This window comes from Pseudoalteromonas sp. GutCa3, from assembly GCF_002836155.1.
GTDB lineage: Bacteria > Pseudomonadota > Gammaproteobacteria > Enterobacterales > Alteromonadaceae > Pseudoalteromonas > Pseudoalteromonas arctica.
Genome location: NZ_PJBK01000013.1, coordinates 1 through 13813, shown reverse-complemented (window position 1 = coordinate 13813; position 13813 = coordinate 1). Strand labels below are relative to the sequence as shown.

Here is a 13813-nt window from a genome sequence, read left to right as displayed (position 1 = left end):
TCATATATAAGCAAATTGGTATAACTTCACTCTAATACGTGATTATTAAAGCTGTAGGTAAGCAATTACCTGCGGCTTTTTTATAAGCTAAAAAGTAATATTAGACAATAGAAGATAAGTGAATAAAAAATTTAGATAAATATAAGAGTAAATAGGAAGGTTAATTTTTTTTGATAAAGCCTTTTAAAGGCGAGGGTTTGCTAAAAAGGTGTTCCCCAAGATACGGTACTCGGTTTCAGTCCTGAAACCAGAAGGTTTCAGGGCGGGAATCTGCGGTTTACCGTAGGCTTCTCGGTACATGCCGAGCCTGCACAATAGTAGACGAACAGAAACCCTGGTATAAAATTTATCGGCTCAGGGACTTAACTAAGCTCCGGTACCCCAGGGAACAATTTAAGTATATAAGACATAATCCAATCCTTAAACCCCAAACGTAAAAAATTATATCGTTCGCTTAGTTTTTCCGCACCTTTAACTCATCATTTACTTTATCGCATGGTTTTTGAGCTTGATCATACAATTAATTGGAGTTGCTTTTTATCGAGTGGTAGCATTGCCTTAACTTGCAAAGCGAAGATTCGATTATGAACGATTTACCCGATTACGAAAAAGCTCAACTGCTTTTAGAAAAAAACGAAATATTTGTATCACCTGCTGAAGCGCATGGTGTGATTAGTGGTTTACTTGCGTGTGGTTTAACCATTGACGACAAAGAATACTTAGGCCTTTTGAGTGATGTGTTTAACGATGGTGAATCGTTTAGTAACGATTTAAAGCAGTTTTTTGGCACTATTTATAAGCAAGTAGTCGCGAGCTTTAATGATGATGAATTTCAGTTTGATTTATTTTTACCAAGCGACGACGAAACACTCATCGATCAGGCTAATGGCCTCGTATCATGGGTAGCGGGTTTTATGCTTGGTTTTGGTTTAAAGCAAAAAGACTACGGTAAACTATCGAGTGATGTTAAAGAGGTTATTACTGACTTTAGCGAAATCACTCGCCTAGATACTACTTTTGAAGAAACCGAAGAAGACAGCCAAGCGCTGCACGAAGTGATTGAATATGTGCGTGTATCAGCACTACTTTGTTTTGCAGAGCTTGGTAAAGAGCAAAGCACGCAAAGTACTAAAAAAACACTTCATTAACTTTTAAAAAGTAAAACGGGTTGGTTAATAATGGTTGAAGTACAAAAGTCAGAATTTAAAGCACGTCGCGAGCGCTTACTTGCTCAAATGGATGAAAATAGCGTTGCTATTATTCCCGCTGCGAGCGAAGTGACGCGCAGCCGCGATACCGAATATGCATTTAGACAAGATAGCGACTTTTTTTACTTAACTGGCTTTAACGAACCCGACGCCGTACTTGTACTCTGTAATAACAGCGATGCACCCAGTACTTTATTTTGCCTAGATAAAGACAAGCTTGCAGAAATTTGGCATGGCCGCAGAGTTGGCTTTGATAAAGCTAAAAGTGACTACTTGTTTGATGAAGCTTACCCGCTAAGTGAATTAAACGATAAAACACTCGATATGCTAAATGCAAAAAATGCGCTCTATTTTGCACAAGGTGCTTACCCCTCATTTGATACCAAAGTGTTTTCGTTACTAGGTACGCTTCGAAGTGGCTCTCGAAAAGGCCTCAAAGCACCGAGTAATTTAAAAGAAATACGCGGCCTTATTCACGAAATGCGTTTGTTTAAATCGCCAAGCGAGATAGATGTTATGCGAGAAGGCTGTGAAATTAGTGCGCGAGGGCACATGCGCGCTATGCGTTATTCGCATGCGGGAGCTACTGAATTTCAGCTAGAGGCAGAGCTACATCATCATTATGCAATGAATGGTGCGCCTCATCCTGCGTACGGCACAATTGTTGGTAGTGGCGACAACGCCAATATTTTACATTACACACAAAATAGCGACGTATTAAAAAGTGGTGACCTAGTACTTATAGACTCCGGTTGTGAGTTACAAGGTTACGCTGCTGATATAACGCGTACATTTCCGGTAAATGGTCAATTTAGCGAAGAGCAAGCCGCGCTTTATAATATTGTACTTAAAGCGCAAGAAGTTGCTTTTGATGACGTAAAACCCGGTGGTTATATGTCGCATGCTAATAAACTAGCAATGGAAGTAATGACCCAAGGTTTACTCGACTTAGGTATTTTAATTGGCGACTTTGACGAGCTAATGGCAAAAGGTGCGTGTAAAGAATATTACATGCACGGGCTTGGGCATTGGCTTGGTTTAGATGTACATGATGTTGGCGATTACAAAGTAAATAACGCTGAGCGTGCATTTGAGCCGGGTATGGTACTCACCATAGAGCCAGGGCTTTATATAAGCGAAGACTCAAGCGCACCGCAAAAATACAAAGGCATTGGCATTCGTATCGAAGATAACTTGCTAGTTACCGAAACCGGCCATGAAAACTTGACCCTAAGCGTACCTAAAAAAATTAGCGATATAGAAGCACTTATGCAAAGTGCTAAAAACGTATAAAGCTCGGAGAGTAAAGTGGCTAAGCAGTTTGATGTAGTTATTATTGGCGGTGGTTTAGCGGGAGCAAGCTGCGCATTAAGTGTGGCTAAAACTAATCCCGCGTTAAATATTGCCGTTGTAGAAGCTAATCAAGTAACCGGCGACTACCACCCAAGCTTTGACGACAGAAGCATTGCACTTGCTCAGCAATCGGTAGAGTATTTACAAAGCCTCAATTTATTTGAGCAAAATGCCCCTTACACCGCAGCAATCAAAAAAGTGAGCGTGTCTGATAGAGGCCACTTTGGCAAAGCGCACATTAATTGCGACGAATTTGCTAAGCCCTCACTTGGTTACGTAGTAGAAGTAAATCCTTTTGGCCGAGCGCTTCACCTGCGTTTAACGCAGTCAAATATTACGCTTTTGTGCCCCGATAGCGTAATTGCCATTGAGCAAACTTTGCATAGCAATACACTCACCTTACAAAGCGGCGAGCAATTAAACGCCAAGCTATTGGTTATTGCTGATGGCGCACAATCACCAACACGTAGTTTACTTGGGCTTGGTTTTAATACCCAGCCTTATGAACAAGGCGCAATTATTGCTAATGTAGAAGTGGCTGGTGGGCATAATAATCATGCCTTTGAGCGTTTTACACAAAACGGGCCTATGGCGTTATTACCCATGAGCAATAACCGTTATTCGTTAGTGTGGTGTATGCGCCAAGATCAGGTTGAACAGCACATGGCACTCAGTGAACAAGGCTTTTTAAGTGCCCTGCAAAGCGCGTTTGGTTATCGCGGTGGTCAATTTACTAAAGTAGGCATGCGCACGAGTTACCCGCTCGTTTACGGGCAAGTTGAGTCTTTAACTGCGCACCGTACAGTGGTTATTGGTAATGCTGCACATGCGATTCATCCTATCGCAGGGCAGGGTTTTAATTTAGGTCTTCGCGACGTACAAGTACTTAGTAATTTAATAGCAAATAGCCAACACGATTTAGGCAGCTATGCGTTTACACGTGAATATTCAAAAAAGCGCAGTGATGATATAAAAACCGTAATGAGTTTAACCGATGCACTTGTTAGGCTTTTTTCGAACTCATCGCGAGTGCTCGCATTGGGGCGCAGTATTGGGTTGTTTTCGATGGATTTATTTCCCGCATTAAAAGCGCCATTAGCTAAACAGTTAATGGGGCAAGTTAAACAAGGTAGGCGTTTATGAAGCAAGCACAGGTTTGTATTGTAGGTGGCGGCTGTGTAGGGCTAACACTAGCACTTGGATTGGCAAAAGCCGATATAAGCGTCGTTGTACTCGACGGCGCACCAACACAAGCGTTACCAACTGACGAATATGGTTTGCGTGTAAGTGCGTTAAGCATTGCAAGCCAAACCTTGCTTGAACAATTAAATGTATGGCCCGAAATTATCGCACAGCGAGCGTGCGCTTATACACATATGGATGTACGTGATGCCGACAGCTTTGGCAAAATAGCGTTTAATAACGAGCAACTTGAGCTTGAACATTTAGGCCATATTGTTGAAAACGACATTATCCGCTTTGCGCTTATAAAAGAGCTAGAGCAACAAAGCAGTGCAACACTAATGTTTGATACACAGTATCAGCAAATACATCAAAGCGAATCTGATGTATTTATAACACTTAAAAGCGGCGAGCCAATTATTGCAAAACTGCTGGTGGCGGCTGATGGTGCAAATTCAGCTATACGTAAACAATTTAATATGGCGCTTAGTTTTAAAGATTACGATCACCATGCGCTAGTCGCGACAGTTAAAACTAAAGAGCAACATGCAAACACCGCACGCCAAGTCTTTTTACCAACAGGGCCACTCGCGTTTTTACCATTGAGCGATGAGCATACTCATTCAATTGTGTGGTCTACCAGCCCCAATCATTGTGATGAATTATTAGCAATGGACGACACCGCCTTTAATAAAGCCGTAATGGCTGCAATTGATGGTCAATGCGGGCTGTGTGAAGTGCAAAGTGCGCGTACTGCTTTCCCACTTAAAATGCGCTACGCCCAGCAATGGGTTTCAGGCAAAGTGGTACTCATTGGCGACGCTGCACATACAATCCATCCACTTGCAGGGCTTGGTATGAACCTAGGCCTAAAAGATGCGGCTTATTTAATTGAGCTTTTGACAAGCGATAGCAAGGAGTTTGCAAGCACTCGCACACTGCGCGATTACGAGCGCACTCGTAAGCTCGATGCACAAAAGCACATAGCTATGATGCAAGGGCTAAAAGAGTTATTTGAAGGTGCAAACCCAGTTAAAAAACTTATTCGTGGAGTAGGGCTATCATTAGTTGATAATCTTGGGCCAATCAAGCACCTGTTCGCCAAAGAAGCGATAGGCAAATAAGTAGGTTGGGTTGAGCGAAGCGAAACCCAACAGATAAAGTAAAGTGATGAGCTTGATTAAAAAAACCGATGTTTAATTTAAACATCGGTTTTTTTTTATGAAGGTTTTAAATATATTAAAAGCTGCGCTTTTCACGCGAGCAAGCTCGGCGTCTACATGCAAAGTTTAACACTGAGCTTAATTTTACCTGTAGGCGTTTAGCTTGCTGACGCGACGAGCGTAGCTCGTAATTACTATCGTTAGTTAAAAAGCGCTTTGCGTTAAATCAGTTACAAATTCTTTTGTGCTTCATTCACCATATCTTTGAGCGCATCAATTAACAGCGGGTCTTTTTTGTTTTCTTTTGCAAGCTCGAGTGCGTGTTTCATGCTGGTAACGGCTTCTTTAAACTGTTTGTCTGCAGTGTACCCTTGCGATAAACGCATGTGAGAATAAGTTGCATTTGGGTAATGGGTAGTAAAGTGTTTAAGCGTGGTAATAGCTTTAGCTGTATTACCAAACTTTTGCTGGCTATGAGCAAACTCTACGTATACATCTTGTGGAATTTTAAGCTCAAACCCGTACTTATCACTAAGTGCTTGGTAATAACCTGTAATGAGCGATACATCAGCAAACTTTCCGTGCTCGTCAGTAACCTTAAATATTAGGTCGCTAAATAAGTGAATTAGGCTATCGCTAAGCGCTGGTAGTATAGTGCCCATATGAGTAAAAGCGGGGTAATGTTTATATTCCCATTTAAGCTGCGAGGGCGTTTGTTGTTCTAAATTTACCAAAGTATTTAATACGCCTGTATAAAAGCGTGCTCCTTCGCTTGCTACACTAATAAATAACGCCTGATCACCTTTAGGGTTTTTAGTGTATTTTATAATATTATTTTTTAATTCCTCATCACTCCACCAACTGTTTGGGCTTATAGCTATATAGTTATTAAATAACTCAGGCTGATTAACTAAAGTATAAAGCGCCAAAGTACCTGCATTAGAGTGGCCAATTAAGGTGTTGTAGCCGTTAGTTGAGTAATTACTGTTTATATAAGGCATGAGTTCATCAGACACAAAGTTTAAAAACTTGTCGGTTTGTCCTGCGTCAGGCCATTTGTTTTTAACAAAAGTTTGAAACTCTGTTTTAGGCTCGCCTTCTACTTTTGGTAAATAATCGCGAACACGGTTAGTTGTATCAATACCAACGAGCATTGCGTTAGGTATCTGCTCGTAATCAACAAGGGATTTAATAACACCAGACACCGTATGAAAGTGCTCAACACCATCAAGTAAATAAATAACATAAAGCGGCTGATCGTCTTTTACAGTGTCAGGTATGAAAATTTTAATGGGCCTGTCTTCGTTAAGTATTTTTGACTGCAGAATGATTTTTTTACCAACGGTTATGTCAGTTGTATTGGTTTTTGCGTGGCTTAAAAATGGTGTACTAAAAGTAAGTATTAATACAAGCGATAGTAAGAGCTTCATAAATATCCTTATTTAATAATGTATTGCTTAATAATTGCACGGCTTTAAGCTTGAGTAAATGTTTATATTTTCGGGGTAAACATAAAGCTTAAGCAATTAAAAGCTATCGCTTTTCACGCGAGTAAGCTCGGCTTCTACAAGAGACATTGCACTCTGTGCTTAACTTTTTCGGTAGGCGAGCAGCTTGCTGACGCGATGAGCGAAGCTCGTAATAATTACCTTTTAACTCTTATCTATAAAAGCTTAAAAAACCTGCTTGCTTAATTATCCGTCTAAGCGTAAAATGCGCGCTCATTTCGGCTTTTAAACTATTAATTCCTTGCCTTAAACCGACCGGCCGAAACGGTAGAAGGCTCTATTAACCGTAAGGAATATCCATGCGTCATTACGAAATCGTATTCATGGTTCACCCAGATCAGAGTGAGCAAGTTGCTGGTATGATCGAACGTTATACTGGTTCTATCACTGAAGCTGGTGGTGTTATCCACCGTCTTGAAGATTGGGGCCGTCGTCAATTGGCTTACCCAATTAACAAGCTTCATAAAGCTCACTATGTTCTTATGAACGTTGAAGCACCAACTGAAGTAATCAGCGAGCTAGAAACTACTTTCCGCTACAACGATGCAGTGCTTCGTAACTTAGTTATCCGCACTAAAACTGCTGAAACTGAAGCGTCTCCTCTTGCAAGAGAAGAGAAGAAAGAAGCACCAGCTGCTTAATTGTTTTGAGTCCTAGCATGGCATGTAATCAGCAGTTACTATAATGGTTAGCCCATATATGAATCAGCTGGTTATATCTGGGGTAGTTTGTAAAACTCCCAAGTTTAGCCAAAGCCCTGCTGGCATCCCGCATTGTATTTTTGTTGTAGAACATAAATCGATGCAAACCGAAGCAGACCTTAACCGTAATAGTTACGTGAGGCTTCAGGTAGTTGCCAGTGGAAAGCAAATGCAACAACAGACTCAACATTTGCACGTTGGGCAGGCATTGCAAGTGAGTGGTTTTTTAAATCGCCACGAAGGTCGTAACGGCCTTAGCCAATTGGTTTTGCATGCTCAGCATATAGAAAGAATTATTTGAGGAATTAATCTCATGGCACGTTATTTCAGACGTCGTAAGTTCTGCCGCTTTAAAGCGGAAGGCGTAAAACAAATCGATTACAAAGATCTAGCTACTCTTAGAAACTATGTTACAGAAAGTGGCAAAATCGTACCTAGCCGTATCACAGGTACTAGCGCTAAATTTCAGCGCCAGCTAGCAACTGCTATTAAGCGTGCTCGCTACTTAGCCCTTCTTCCATACACTGACTTACATAAGTAAGCAGCGGATTAACAGTTTTTAAAAGGTGTAGAAACATGCAAGTTATTCTACTAGATAAGATCGCTAACCTAGGTAGCCTAGGTGAACAGGTTGTAGTTAAATCTGGTTTCGCACGTAACTTCCTTTTCCCTCAAGGTAAGGCAGTTCCTGCGACTAAAGCTAACATTGAAACGTTTGACGCTCGTCGTGCAGAACTTGAAGCGAAAATCGCTGAACAGTTAGTTGCTGCACAAGCACGCGCTGAAAAACTAGAAGCATTAGCAGAAGTTACATTAGTATCTAAAGCTGGTGACGAAGGTAAGTTATTCGGTTCAATCGGTACTCGTGACATCGCTGACGCTATCTCAGCTGTTGGTGTTGAAGTTGCTAAGTCAGAAGTTCGTTTGCCTCTAGGTACTATCCGTGAGACAGGTGAATTTGACGTATCAATTTCAGTTCACTCAGACGTAACGGCTACTATTAAAGTAATCGTAATCGCTGAAGCTTAATTTTTAATTAAGCGACAAAAGCCGTGCTATTAGCACGGCTTTTTTGTGTCTATAATTTGGCTAACTTTAATTAGTTAAGGGCGCAGTTAAATAATACCAATCCGCAATAATACTTAATCATTTTGCGGGGCTAAACGTGTCGCTACCTGTGTTAAAAAATTCTCATTTACGACTGCATGGATGCAGAAGGTAGAGCAATGCAGGAGCAATTGCCGAGAACAACTAAATAGCGAATTTTTTGTCTAGCTATCAACACGTTTTTCCATCCTCAAAATAGATCACTTAATTAAGCGAATTGGTATAAAGCCTCGTACAAGCCCCTTTTTTATTCAATTATTTTTTCATTCGCTTTAAACCTTTTCGAACTGTTATTACGTCTAACTTATCAATACACTAACTCAATAATAATAATTAAAAGGCGACATCACGGATGTTACACGTTAAACCCGAACAAACGCCTTTATGCGAAGCTAAACTCATTGAGCGTATTAAATCAGGTGATCAAGGCGCATACACAACGCTTTATGAGTTACATATAAAACGAGTCTACGGTTTATGTTTACGCTTATTAGCGGACCAAGCGCATGCTGAAGATGCAGCCCAAGAAGTGTTTGTACAGGTATGGCGTAAAATAGCGCAATTTGACGGTCGCTCGCAGTTTTCTACTTGGCTTTACAGCGTTGCCAGTAATGTAGCAATTAGTTACTTACGCAAGCAAAAAAATTGGCTGCAAAAAGTAGTGAGCATTGAACACTGCGGTATGGATGAGCAATCAGCTAATGACTGCAAAGGCTTAAATGGTCTCGATAAATTAATAGTAAGGCTCCCTGAGCGCGCACGTATGGTGTTTGTGTTGTTTGCAATCGAAGGTTACAGGCACGAGGAAATAGCCGAGCAATTAGGTATGGCTGTTGGTTCAAGTAAATCGCAATATCATCGTGCTAGGCAGCTACTACAAGAGTGGTATGAAAATGAATAAACCAAATTTTGACGACTATTTAAATGAGTCATTAAACACGCTTGATAAAGACATTACGCCACAAAAAGACCTGTGGGCGGGAATTGAGCGAGCAATGGTTAGTAATAAGCAGGACCTAAAAGGCACTGCTATTTGGCCAAAACTAACAGCAATAGCTGCCTGCACATTAGCGGCTTTAATTGCTGTAAATCTATTTGTTATAGCGCCCGAGCCACAACCCGTAGTGGCTATAAGTGATTACTTTTCGGCGCAAAAAAACAGTTTGTTGGTTGAATATGAAAATAAAGAAGCATTGACCACTAACTGGCAAACGCAGCTACAAGAGCTTGAAAACGCAGAGCAAGCAATAAAGCAAGTTCTTGAAAATGAGCCACAAAACCAAGCGCTACTAACAATGTTAGCGCAAGTATATCAACAACAACTTGATTTAATTAACAAGGTGCACGCGCCACGTTGGCAGCACATTTAGGAGTACTACATGAAAGCGATTTTATTAGGACTGAGCTTATTTCCGTTGGCGGTATTAGCGGGTGAAAAAATAGATAAGCAAATAGACGTACCAAGTGGCGGCACTATTTTTATTGAAAACCAACGCGGTGATATACATATTACGGGCTGGGATAAAAACGAATTTAAAGTATCTGGCGAGCTTGATGACAAAGCCGAGGGTTATGAGCTTAAAACAAATGGCGATAAAACACAGTTTATTGTAAAAATGCCACGTAAATCAAATTGGAGTAATAATGGCGATGGCTCAAGCCTAACCATATTTATGCCTAAAAGCAGTAGTTTAGAATTTGCTGGCGTTAATGTATCGGTGACTGCGAAAGAGCTAAAAAATGGCGCTGAAGTTGATGTGGTTAATGGCGAAATTACGGTAGATGATATTACTGGCAACATTAAACTCACCACCGTAAATGGCGATGTAAATGCAGAAAACCTAAGTGGGAATATTCAATTTGAAACCGTAAATGGCGAAATTAACGATAGAGAATCAAGTGGTGAACTACGTTTTAGCGCTGTTAATGGCGATATTAAATCAACCTCAAGTGCCAATGATGTGCGCCTTGAAAATGTAAATGGCGATATAGATTTTACGCTATCGTCAATTAAAAACTTACGTATTAACACGGTGAATGGCGAAGCCGAAGTACATATTAAAGAGCTTTTAAAAGGCGGTGATGTACGTTTTGAATCGGTAAGTGGCGATGGTGATTTTTACTTTCCTGACAGCGTATCTGCAAATTTTGAAATTAAAGCGCACGCTAATGGCAAAATCATTAATAAAGTTACTGGCGATAAAGTCAGTAAAGCTAAATACGGCCCAGCCAGTGATTTAGAATTTAGCATTAATGGCGGTAATGCTAATGTTGAAATGGATACAATTAGTGGACGCATAGAGCTTCGTATTAAATAACGCTCATTCACCTTCACGATTACAAAAAGCAGGAAAAGATTTCCTGCTTTTCTATTTGCACAGCCCCTTCAAGTCGATAGAATAGAGCCATTCAATTTTACTACTGTGAAGTTATGGCCAAACCAGATAAGCAAGTCGATACACTTAAAGTTCCTCCCCATTCAATAGAAGCTGAACAATCTGTTTTAGGTGGCTTAATGCTTGATAACCAAGCTTTTGACCGCGTAGCGGAGCTTGTTGTATCACAGGATTTTTATACCCGCACGCACAAGTTAATTTTTGAGGCGATGACGGCACTTGCTGAGATTGGCGATCCGATAGATTTAATCACTATTTCTGAAAGTTTAGAAAAAAATAATAAACTGGCAGGAATTGGTGGCTTTGCTTATTTAGCAGAAATAGCTAAAAACACGCCAAGTGCTGCTAACATTGACGCTTACGCAAGTATTGTACGCGAACGTGCTGTTGTACGTGAAATGATTGGCGTAGCGAACGAAATTGCAGAAGCGGGTTTTAATACCGAAGGACGTACCAGTCACGACTTACTCGATTTTGCCGAAAGCAAAGTGTTTAAAATAGCTGAGCAACGAACAAAAAATAATGAAGGCCCGCAAAGCATTCATAGCATCCTTGAAAAAACCGTTGATAAAATAGAAGAGCTTTATCAATCACCACAAGATGGTGTTACGGGTGTAAGTACAGGTTATGCCGATCTTGATAAAATGACGACGGGCTTACAGCCTTCTGACTTAATTATTGTTGCAGCGCGTCCATCAATGGGTAAAACCACTTTTGCGATGAACCTTGCAGAACATGCTGCAATGACTCAAGACAAACCAGTATTAATTTACTCTCTAGAGATGCCTTCAGAACAAATTATGATGAGGATGTTAGCGTCTCTTGGCCGTATTAACCAAACTAAGGTACGTACTGGTCAATTAGATGATGACGATTGGGCACGACTTTCATCAACAATGGGCTTGTTGATGGAAAAAGGTAAAATGTACGTTGATGATGCATCGGGCTTAACACCTACCGATGTGCGTTCACGTGCAAGGCGTATAGCCCGCGACCACGGTGGCATTAGTATGATCATGGTCGATTACTTGCAGTTAATGCGTGTACCAAGCCTTGCTGATAACCGAACGCTCGAAATTGCTGAAATTTCACGTTCACTTAAAGCACTAGCAAAAGAGCTAAAATGTCCGGTTGTTGCGCTTTCGCAGCTTAACCGTACGCTAGAGCAACGTGCCGATAAGCGTCCTATTAACTCAGATTTACGTGAGTCAGGGTCGATAGAGCAGGATGCCGATTTAATCATGTTTATTTACCGTGATGAAGTTTATAACGAAGACAGTACTGACAAAGGTATTGCCGAAATCATTATAGGTAAACAACGTAACGGCCCAATTGGTAAAGTGCGTTTAACATTCCAAGGTCAATTTTCTCGCTTTGATAATTACGCGGGACCAGCGGTAGATGACGATTACTAATGCGCCTAGCCACTGCTGAAATTAATTTAGCTGCACTTGCGCATAATTTAGCGCAAGTTAAGTGCTTTGCACCTAACAGCAAAGTAATGGCGGTGCTAAAAGCAAATGCTTACGGGCATGGTTTAGTAACGATTGCGCAGCATTTAAATAATGCTGACGCATTTGCTGTGGCACGTATAGATGAAGGGCTTGCCCTTCGAGCTGGGGGCTTAACAAAGCCAATAGTTTTACTAGAAGGCTTTTTTAACAAAGCCGACTTACCTATTTTACTCGCTAATAACTTTCAAACTATTATTCATGATGAATACCAATTAGCCGCGCTTGAAAAAGCAAAGCTCGATGCGCCAATAACATGCTGGTTAAAAGTAAATACAGGTATGCATCGACTAGGTATTGCGCCAGAGCAGTTTGAAGAGTTTTATAACCGCTTACAAAAAACACCTAACGCCAAAAATACCGTTAATTTAATGACACACTTTTCGTGTGCTGATGATGTTGATAATGCCAAAACGGTTCAACAAATCACGTTATTTGATAACTTAGTGAATGGCATTGACCAAGCACATTGTTTATCAAATTCTGCTGGTATTATCGCGTGGCCGAGCGGTCATGGTGATTGGGTGCGCCCTGGGCTTATGCTATATGGCGTATCGCCAATGGCAAATAGTATTGGGCAACAACATAAATTAAAACCAGTTATGCGCTTAACTACGCGCGTAATTGCGGTGCGTAATGTACCAGCCAATGAGGCGGTAGGGTATGGCGGACGTTGGAAAAGCGATAAACCAACCAAATTAGCTGTTGTGGCTATGGGTTATGGCGATGGTTATCCTCGGCACGCTAAAGAGGGCACACCAGTAATAATTGGTAAGCAGCGTTATGGTATTGTTGGCAGTGTTGCTATGGATATGATTAGCGTAGATATAGGCGCTAATGAGCACAATATCAAAGTGGGCGACAGAGTCACTATGTGGGGCCCTGAGCTACCAGTTGAAGAAATAGCATTATGCGCTGATACTATCCCTTACGAGCTATTATGTAATATTACACCGCGCGTAAGTTATGAGTATCAGCGTTAATACAGCTATAAAGCGGTATTTACTCTTTTATAAAGTAAACGTCGCTAAAGCCCATACGGGCAAATTCTTGGTCGCGAAAGTTACGAACAGAAGCAGACCCTTTTGAGGTCATTTCTATTTGCTGTACCATGCTTAAGTAATTAGTCAGATCAATACCTTCGGCGGCAGCAATTGCTTCATACATGTTGTGGTATTTATCTTTAGCGAAATTAATCTCGCGCGGTTCGTTTTTATATTTGTAGGTTATTCTACGTGCCATATTAAGCTCATTTCAATTGAGTGTTGCAGCGATTTTACACTGTATTTAATAACGGCTCTAGCATTGAATGACTTGTTGTAATCGGTAATTAAAATAAAGAGTCAAAAATGAAATTATCAGTAGAGATCAGTAAATACCCACTTCACCAAGATTATATCCCGTTTATTCAGGGCTTTATTGACAGATTAAACGAATACGATGATTTAAAAGTGATTACTAACACGTTATCAACGCAAATTTTTGGTGATTACGATTTAGTAATGCAGGTGTTAAATACCGAAATTAAACGTTCATATGAAGAATTTGGTAAAGCTATTTTTGTATGTAAGTTTCTCTCTGGCGACTTATCGCCTGAATAACCTATAATACCAACCTGCATAAATCTTTGATCAATTTAACGAATTAAATTGCACTATAACGTCGTTAAAAATTTTTTATTTAG

16 protein-coding genes and 1 other RNA gene are annotated in these 13813 nt (G+C 40.6%); 14 read left to right on the top strand and 3 right to left on the bottom strand.

Annotated features, from left to right (window positions below; genetic code table 11):
* Positions 1 to 208: 208 nt before the first annotated feature.
* Positions 209 to 391: non-coding RNA, 6S RNA (ssrS, locus tag CXF64_RS00925), on the bottom strand.
* Positions 392 to 584: 193 nt separating this feature from the next.
* Here ssrS and CXF64_RS00920 point away from each other — a divergent pair.
* The 4 genes from CXF64_RS00920 to CXF64_RS00905 are packed head-to-tail and all read left to right on the top strand — an operon-like array spanning position 585 to position 4867.
* Positions 585 to 1148, top strand: a complete 564-nt coding sequence (locus tag CXF64_RS00920; protein WP_007587323.1) for a UPF0149 family protein — start codon at positions 585 to 587, stop codon at positions 1146 to 1148.
* Between the two features lie 30 nt (positions 1149 to 1178).
* Entirely contained in the window at positions 1179 to 2501 is a 1323-nt protein-coding gene (gene pepP / locus CXF64_RS00915; RefSeq protein WP_101216071.1) for a Xaa-Pro aminopeptidase, read from the top strand.
* Between the two features lie 15 nt (positions 2502 to 2516).
* A complete protein-coding gene (gene ubiH, locus CXF64_RS00910; protein ID WP_101216070.1) occupies positions 2517 to 3704 on the top strand; it encodes a 2-octaprenyl-6-methoxyphenyl hydroxylase in 1188 nt (395 codons plus the stop codon).
* Entirely contained in the window at positions 3701 to 4867 is a 1167-nt protein-coding gene (locus tag CXF64_RS00905) for an FAD-dependent monooxygenase (protein WP_101216069.1), read from the top strand. The genes ubiH and CXF64_RS00905 overlap by 4 nt, the downstream gene beginning before the upstream one ends.
* A 269-nt stretch (positions 4868 to 5136) precedes the next feature.
* Here the strand turns inward: CXF64_RS00905 and CXF64_RS00900 are convergent, their stop codons facing one another.
* Complete coding sequence (locus tag CXF64_RS00900) at positions 5137 to 6336, bottom strand: alpha/beta hydrolase-fold protein (protein ID WP_101216068.1); 1200 nt, start codon at positions 6334 to 6336, stop codon at positions 5137 to 5139.
* Positions 6337 to 6713: 377 nt separating this feature from the next.
* Between CXF64_RS00900 and rpsF the strand changes: the two genes are divergently transcribed.
* The 9 genes from rpsF (at position 6714) to alr (ending at position 13112) form a co-directional block, all read left to right on the top strand.
* On the top strand, positions 6714 to 7055 hold the full coding sequence (gene rpsF / locus CXF64_RS00895; RefSeq protein WP_007378473.1) for a 30S ribosomal protein S6: 342 nt from the start codon (positions 6714 to 6716) through the stop codon (positions 7053 to 7055).
* A 43-nt stretch (positions 7056 to 7098) separates the two neighbouring features.
* Positions 7099 to 7416: a primosomal replication protein N gene (gene priB / locus CXF64_RS00890; RefSeq protein WP_004588456.1), complete on the top strand. Its 318-nt coding sequence runs from the start codon at positions 7099 to 7101 to the stop codon at positions 7414 to 7416.
* Positions 7417 to 7428: 12 nt separating this feature from the next.
* Positions 7429 to 7656, top strand: coding sequence for a 30S ribosomal protein S18 (gene rpsR / locus CXF64_RS00885; protein ID WP_007378475.1), 228 nt, complete (start codon positions 7429 to 7431; stop codon positions 7654 to 7656).
* A gap of 35 nt (positions 7657 to 7691) precedes the next feature.
* Positions 7692 to 8144, top strand: coding sequence for a 50S ribosomal protein L9 (gene rplI, locus CXF64_RS00880; protein ID WP_002962755.1), 453 nt, complete (start codon positions 7692 to 7694; stop codon positions 8142 to 8144).
* A 430-nt stretch (positions 8145 to 8574) separates the two neighbouring features.
* Positions 8575 to 9123, top strand: a complete 549-nt coding sequence (locus CXF64_RS00875; RefSeq protein ID WP_101216067.1) for an RNA polymerase sigma factor — start codon at positions 8575 to 8577, stop codon at positions 9121 to 9123.
* A complete protein-coding gene (locus CXF64_RS00870) occupies positions 9110 to 9592 on the top strand; it encodes a hypothetical protein (RefSeq protein WP_024589707.1) in 483 nt (160 codons plus the stop codon). Before CXF64_RS00875 ends, CXF64_RS00870 begins: the two co-directional genes overlap by 14 nt.
* Before the next feature lie 9 nt (positions 9593 to 9601).
* Positions 9602 to 10540, top strand: coding sequence for a DUF4097 family beta strand repeat-containing protein (locus CXF64_RS00865; RefSeq protein ID WP_101216066.1), 939 nt, complete (start codon positions 9602 to 9604; stop codon positions 10538 to 10540).
* A gap of 113 nt (positions 10541 to 10653) precedes the next feature.
* Complete coding sequence (gene dnaB, locus CXF64_RS00860) at positions 10654 to 12033, top strand: replicative DNA helicase (protein WP_007587308.1); 1380 nt, start codon at positions 10654 to 10656, stop codon at positions 12031 to 12033.
* Positions 12033 to 13112: an alanine racemase gene (gene alr / locus CXF64_RS00855; RefSeq protein WP_007587306.1), complete on the top strand. Its 1080-nt coding sequence runs from the start codon at positions 12033 to 12035 to the stop codon at positions 13110 to 13112. The genes dnaB and alr overlap by 1 nt, the downstream gene beginning before the upstream one ends.
* A 19-nt stretch (positions 13113 to 13131) precedes the next feature.
* Here the strand turns inward: alr and CXF64_RS00850 are convergent, their stop codons facing one another.
* Complete coding sequence (locus CXF64_RS00850) at positions 13132 to 13371, bottom strand: DUF2960 domain-containing protein (protein WP_101216065.1); 240 nt, start codon at positions 13369 to 13371, stop codon at positions 13132 to 13134.
* A 107-nt stretch (positions 13372 to 13478) separates the two neighbouring features.
* Here CXF64_RS00850 and CXF64_RS00845 point away from each other — a divergent pair, with 107 nt between their 5' ends.
* Positions 13479 to 13730 (top strand): hypothetical protein, encoded by a 252-nt coding sequence (locus CXF64_RS00845; protein ID WP_007587304.1) that lies wholly within the window; start codon positions 13479 to 13481, stop codon positions 13728 to 13730.
* Positions 13731 to 13813 lie beyond the last annotated feature (83 nt).

Bases quoted from the DNA above. Each gene is read 5' to 3' on its own strand.
- CXF64_RS00920 (WP_007587323.1), top strand. From the start codon at position 585: ATGAACGATTTACCCGATTACGAAAAAGCTCAACTGCTTTTAGAAAAA.
- pepP (WP_101216071.1), top strand. From the start codon at position 1,179: ATGGTTGAAGTACAAAAGTCAGAATTTAAAGCACGTCGCGAGCGCTTA.
- CXF64_RS00905 (WP_101216069.1), top strand. From the start codon at position 3,701: ATGAAGCAAGCACAGGTTTGTATTGTAGGTGGCGGCTGTGTAGGGCTA.
- CXF64_RS00900 (WP_101216068.1), bottom strand. From the start codon at position 6,336: ATGAAGCTCTTACTATCGCTTGTATTAATACTTACTTTTAGTACACCA.
- rpsF (WP_007378473.1), top strand. From the start codon at position 6,714: ATGCGTCATTACGAAATCGTATTCATGGTTCACCCAGATCAGAGTGAG.
- priB (WP_004588456.1), top strand. From the start codon at position 7,099: ATGGTTAGCCCATATATGAATCAGCTGGTTATATCTGGGGTAGTTTGT.
- rpsR (WP_007378475.1), top strand. From the start codon at position 7,429: ATGGCACGTTATTTCAGACGTCGTAAGTTCTGCCGCTTTAAAGCGGAA.
- rplI (WP_002962755.1), top strand. From the start codon at position 7,692: ATGCAAGTTATTCTACTAGATAAGATCGCTAACCTAGGTAGCCTAGGT.
- CXF64_RS00875 (WP_101216067.1), top strand. From the start codon at position 8,575: ATGTTACACGTTAAACCCGAACAAACGCCTTTATGCGAAGCTAAACTC.
- CXF64_RS00870 (WP_024589707.1), top strand. From the start codon at position 9,110: ATGAAAATGAATAAACCAAATTTTGACGACTATTTAAATGAGTCATTA.
- CXF64_RS00865 (WP_101216066.1), top strand. From the start codon at position 9,602: ATGAAAGCGATTTTATTAGGACTGAGCTTATTTCCGTTGGCGGTATTA.
- dnaB (WP_007587308.1), top strand. From the start codon at position 10,654: ATGGCCAAACCAGATAAGCAAGTCGATACACTTAAAGTTCCTCCCCAT.
- alr (WP_007587306.1), top strand. From the start codon at position 12,033: ATGCGCCTAGCCACTGCTGAAATTAATTTAGCTGCACTTGCGCATAAT.
- CXF64_RS00850 (WP_101216065.1), bottom strand. From the start codon at position 13,371: ATGGCACGTAGAATAACCTACAAATATAAAAACGAACCGCGCGAGATT.
- CXF64_RS00845 (WP_007587304.1), top strand. From the start codon at position 13,479: ATGAAATTATCAGTAGAGATCAGTAAATACCCACTTCACCAAGATTAT.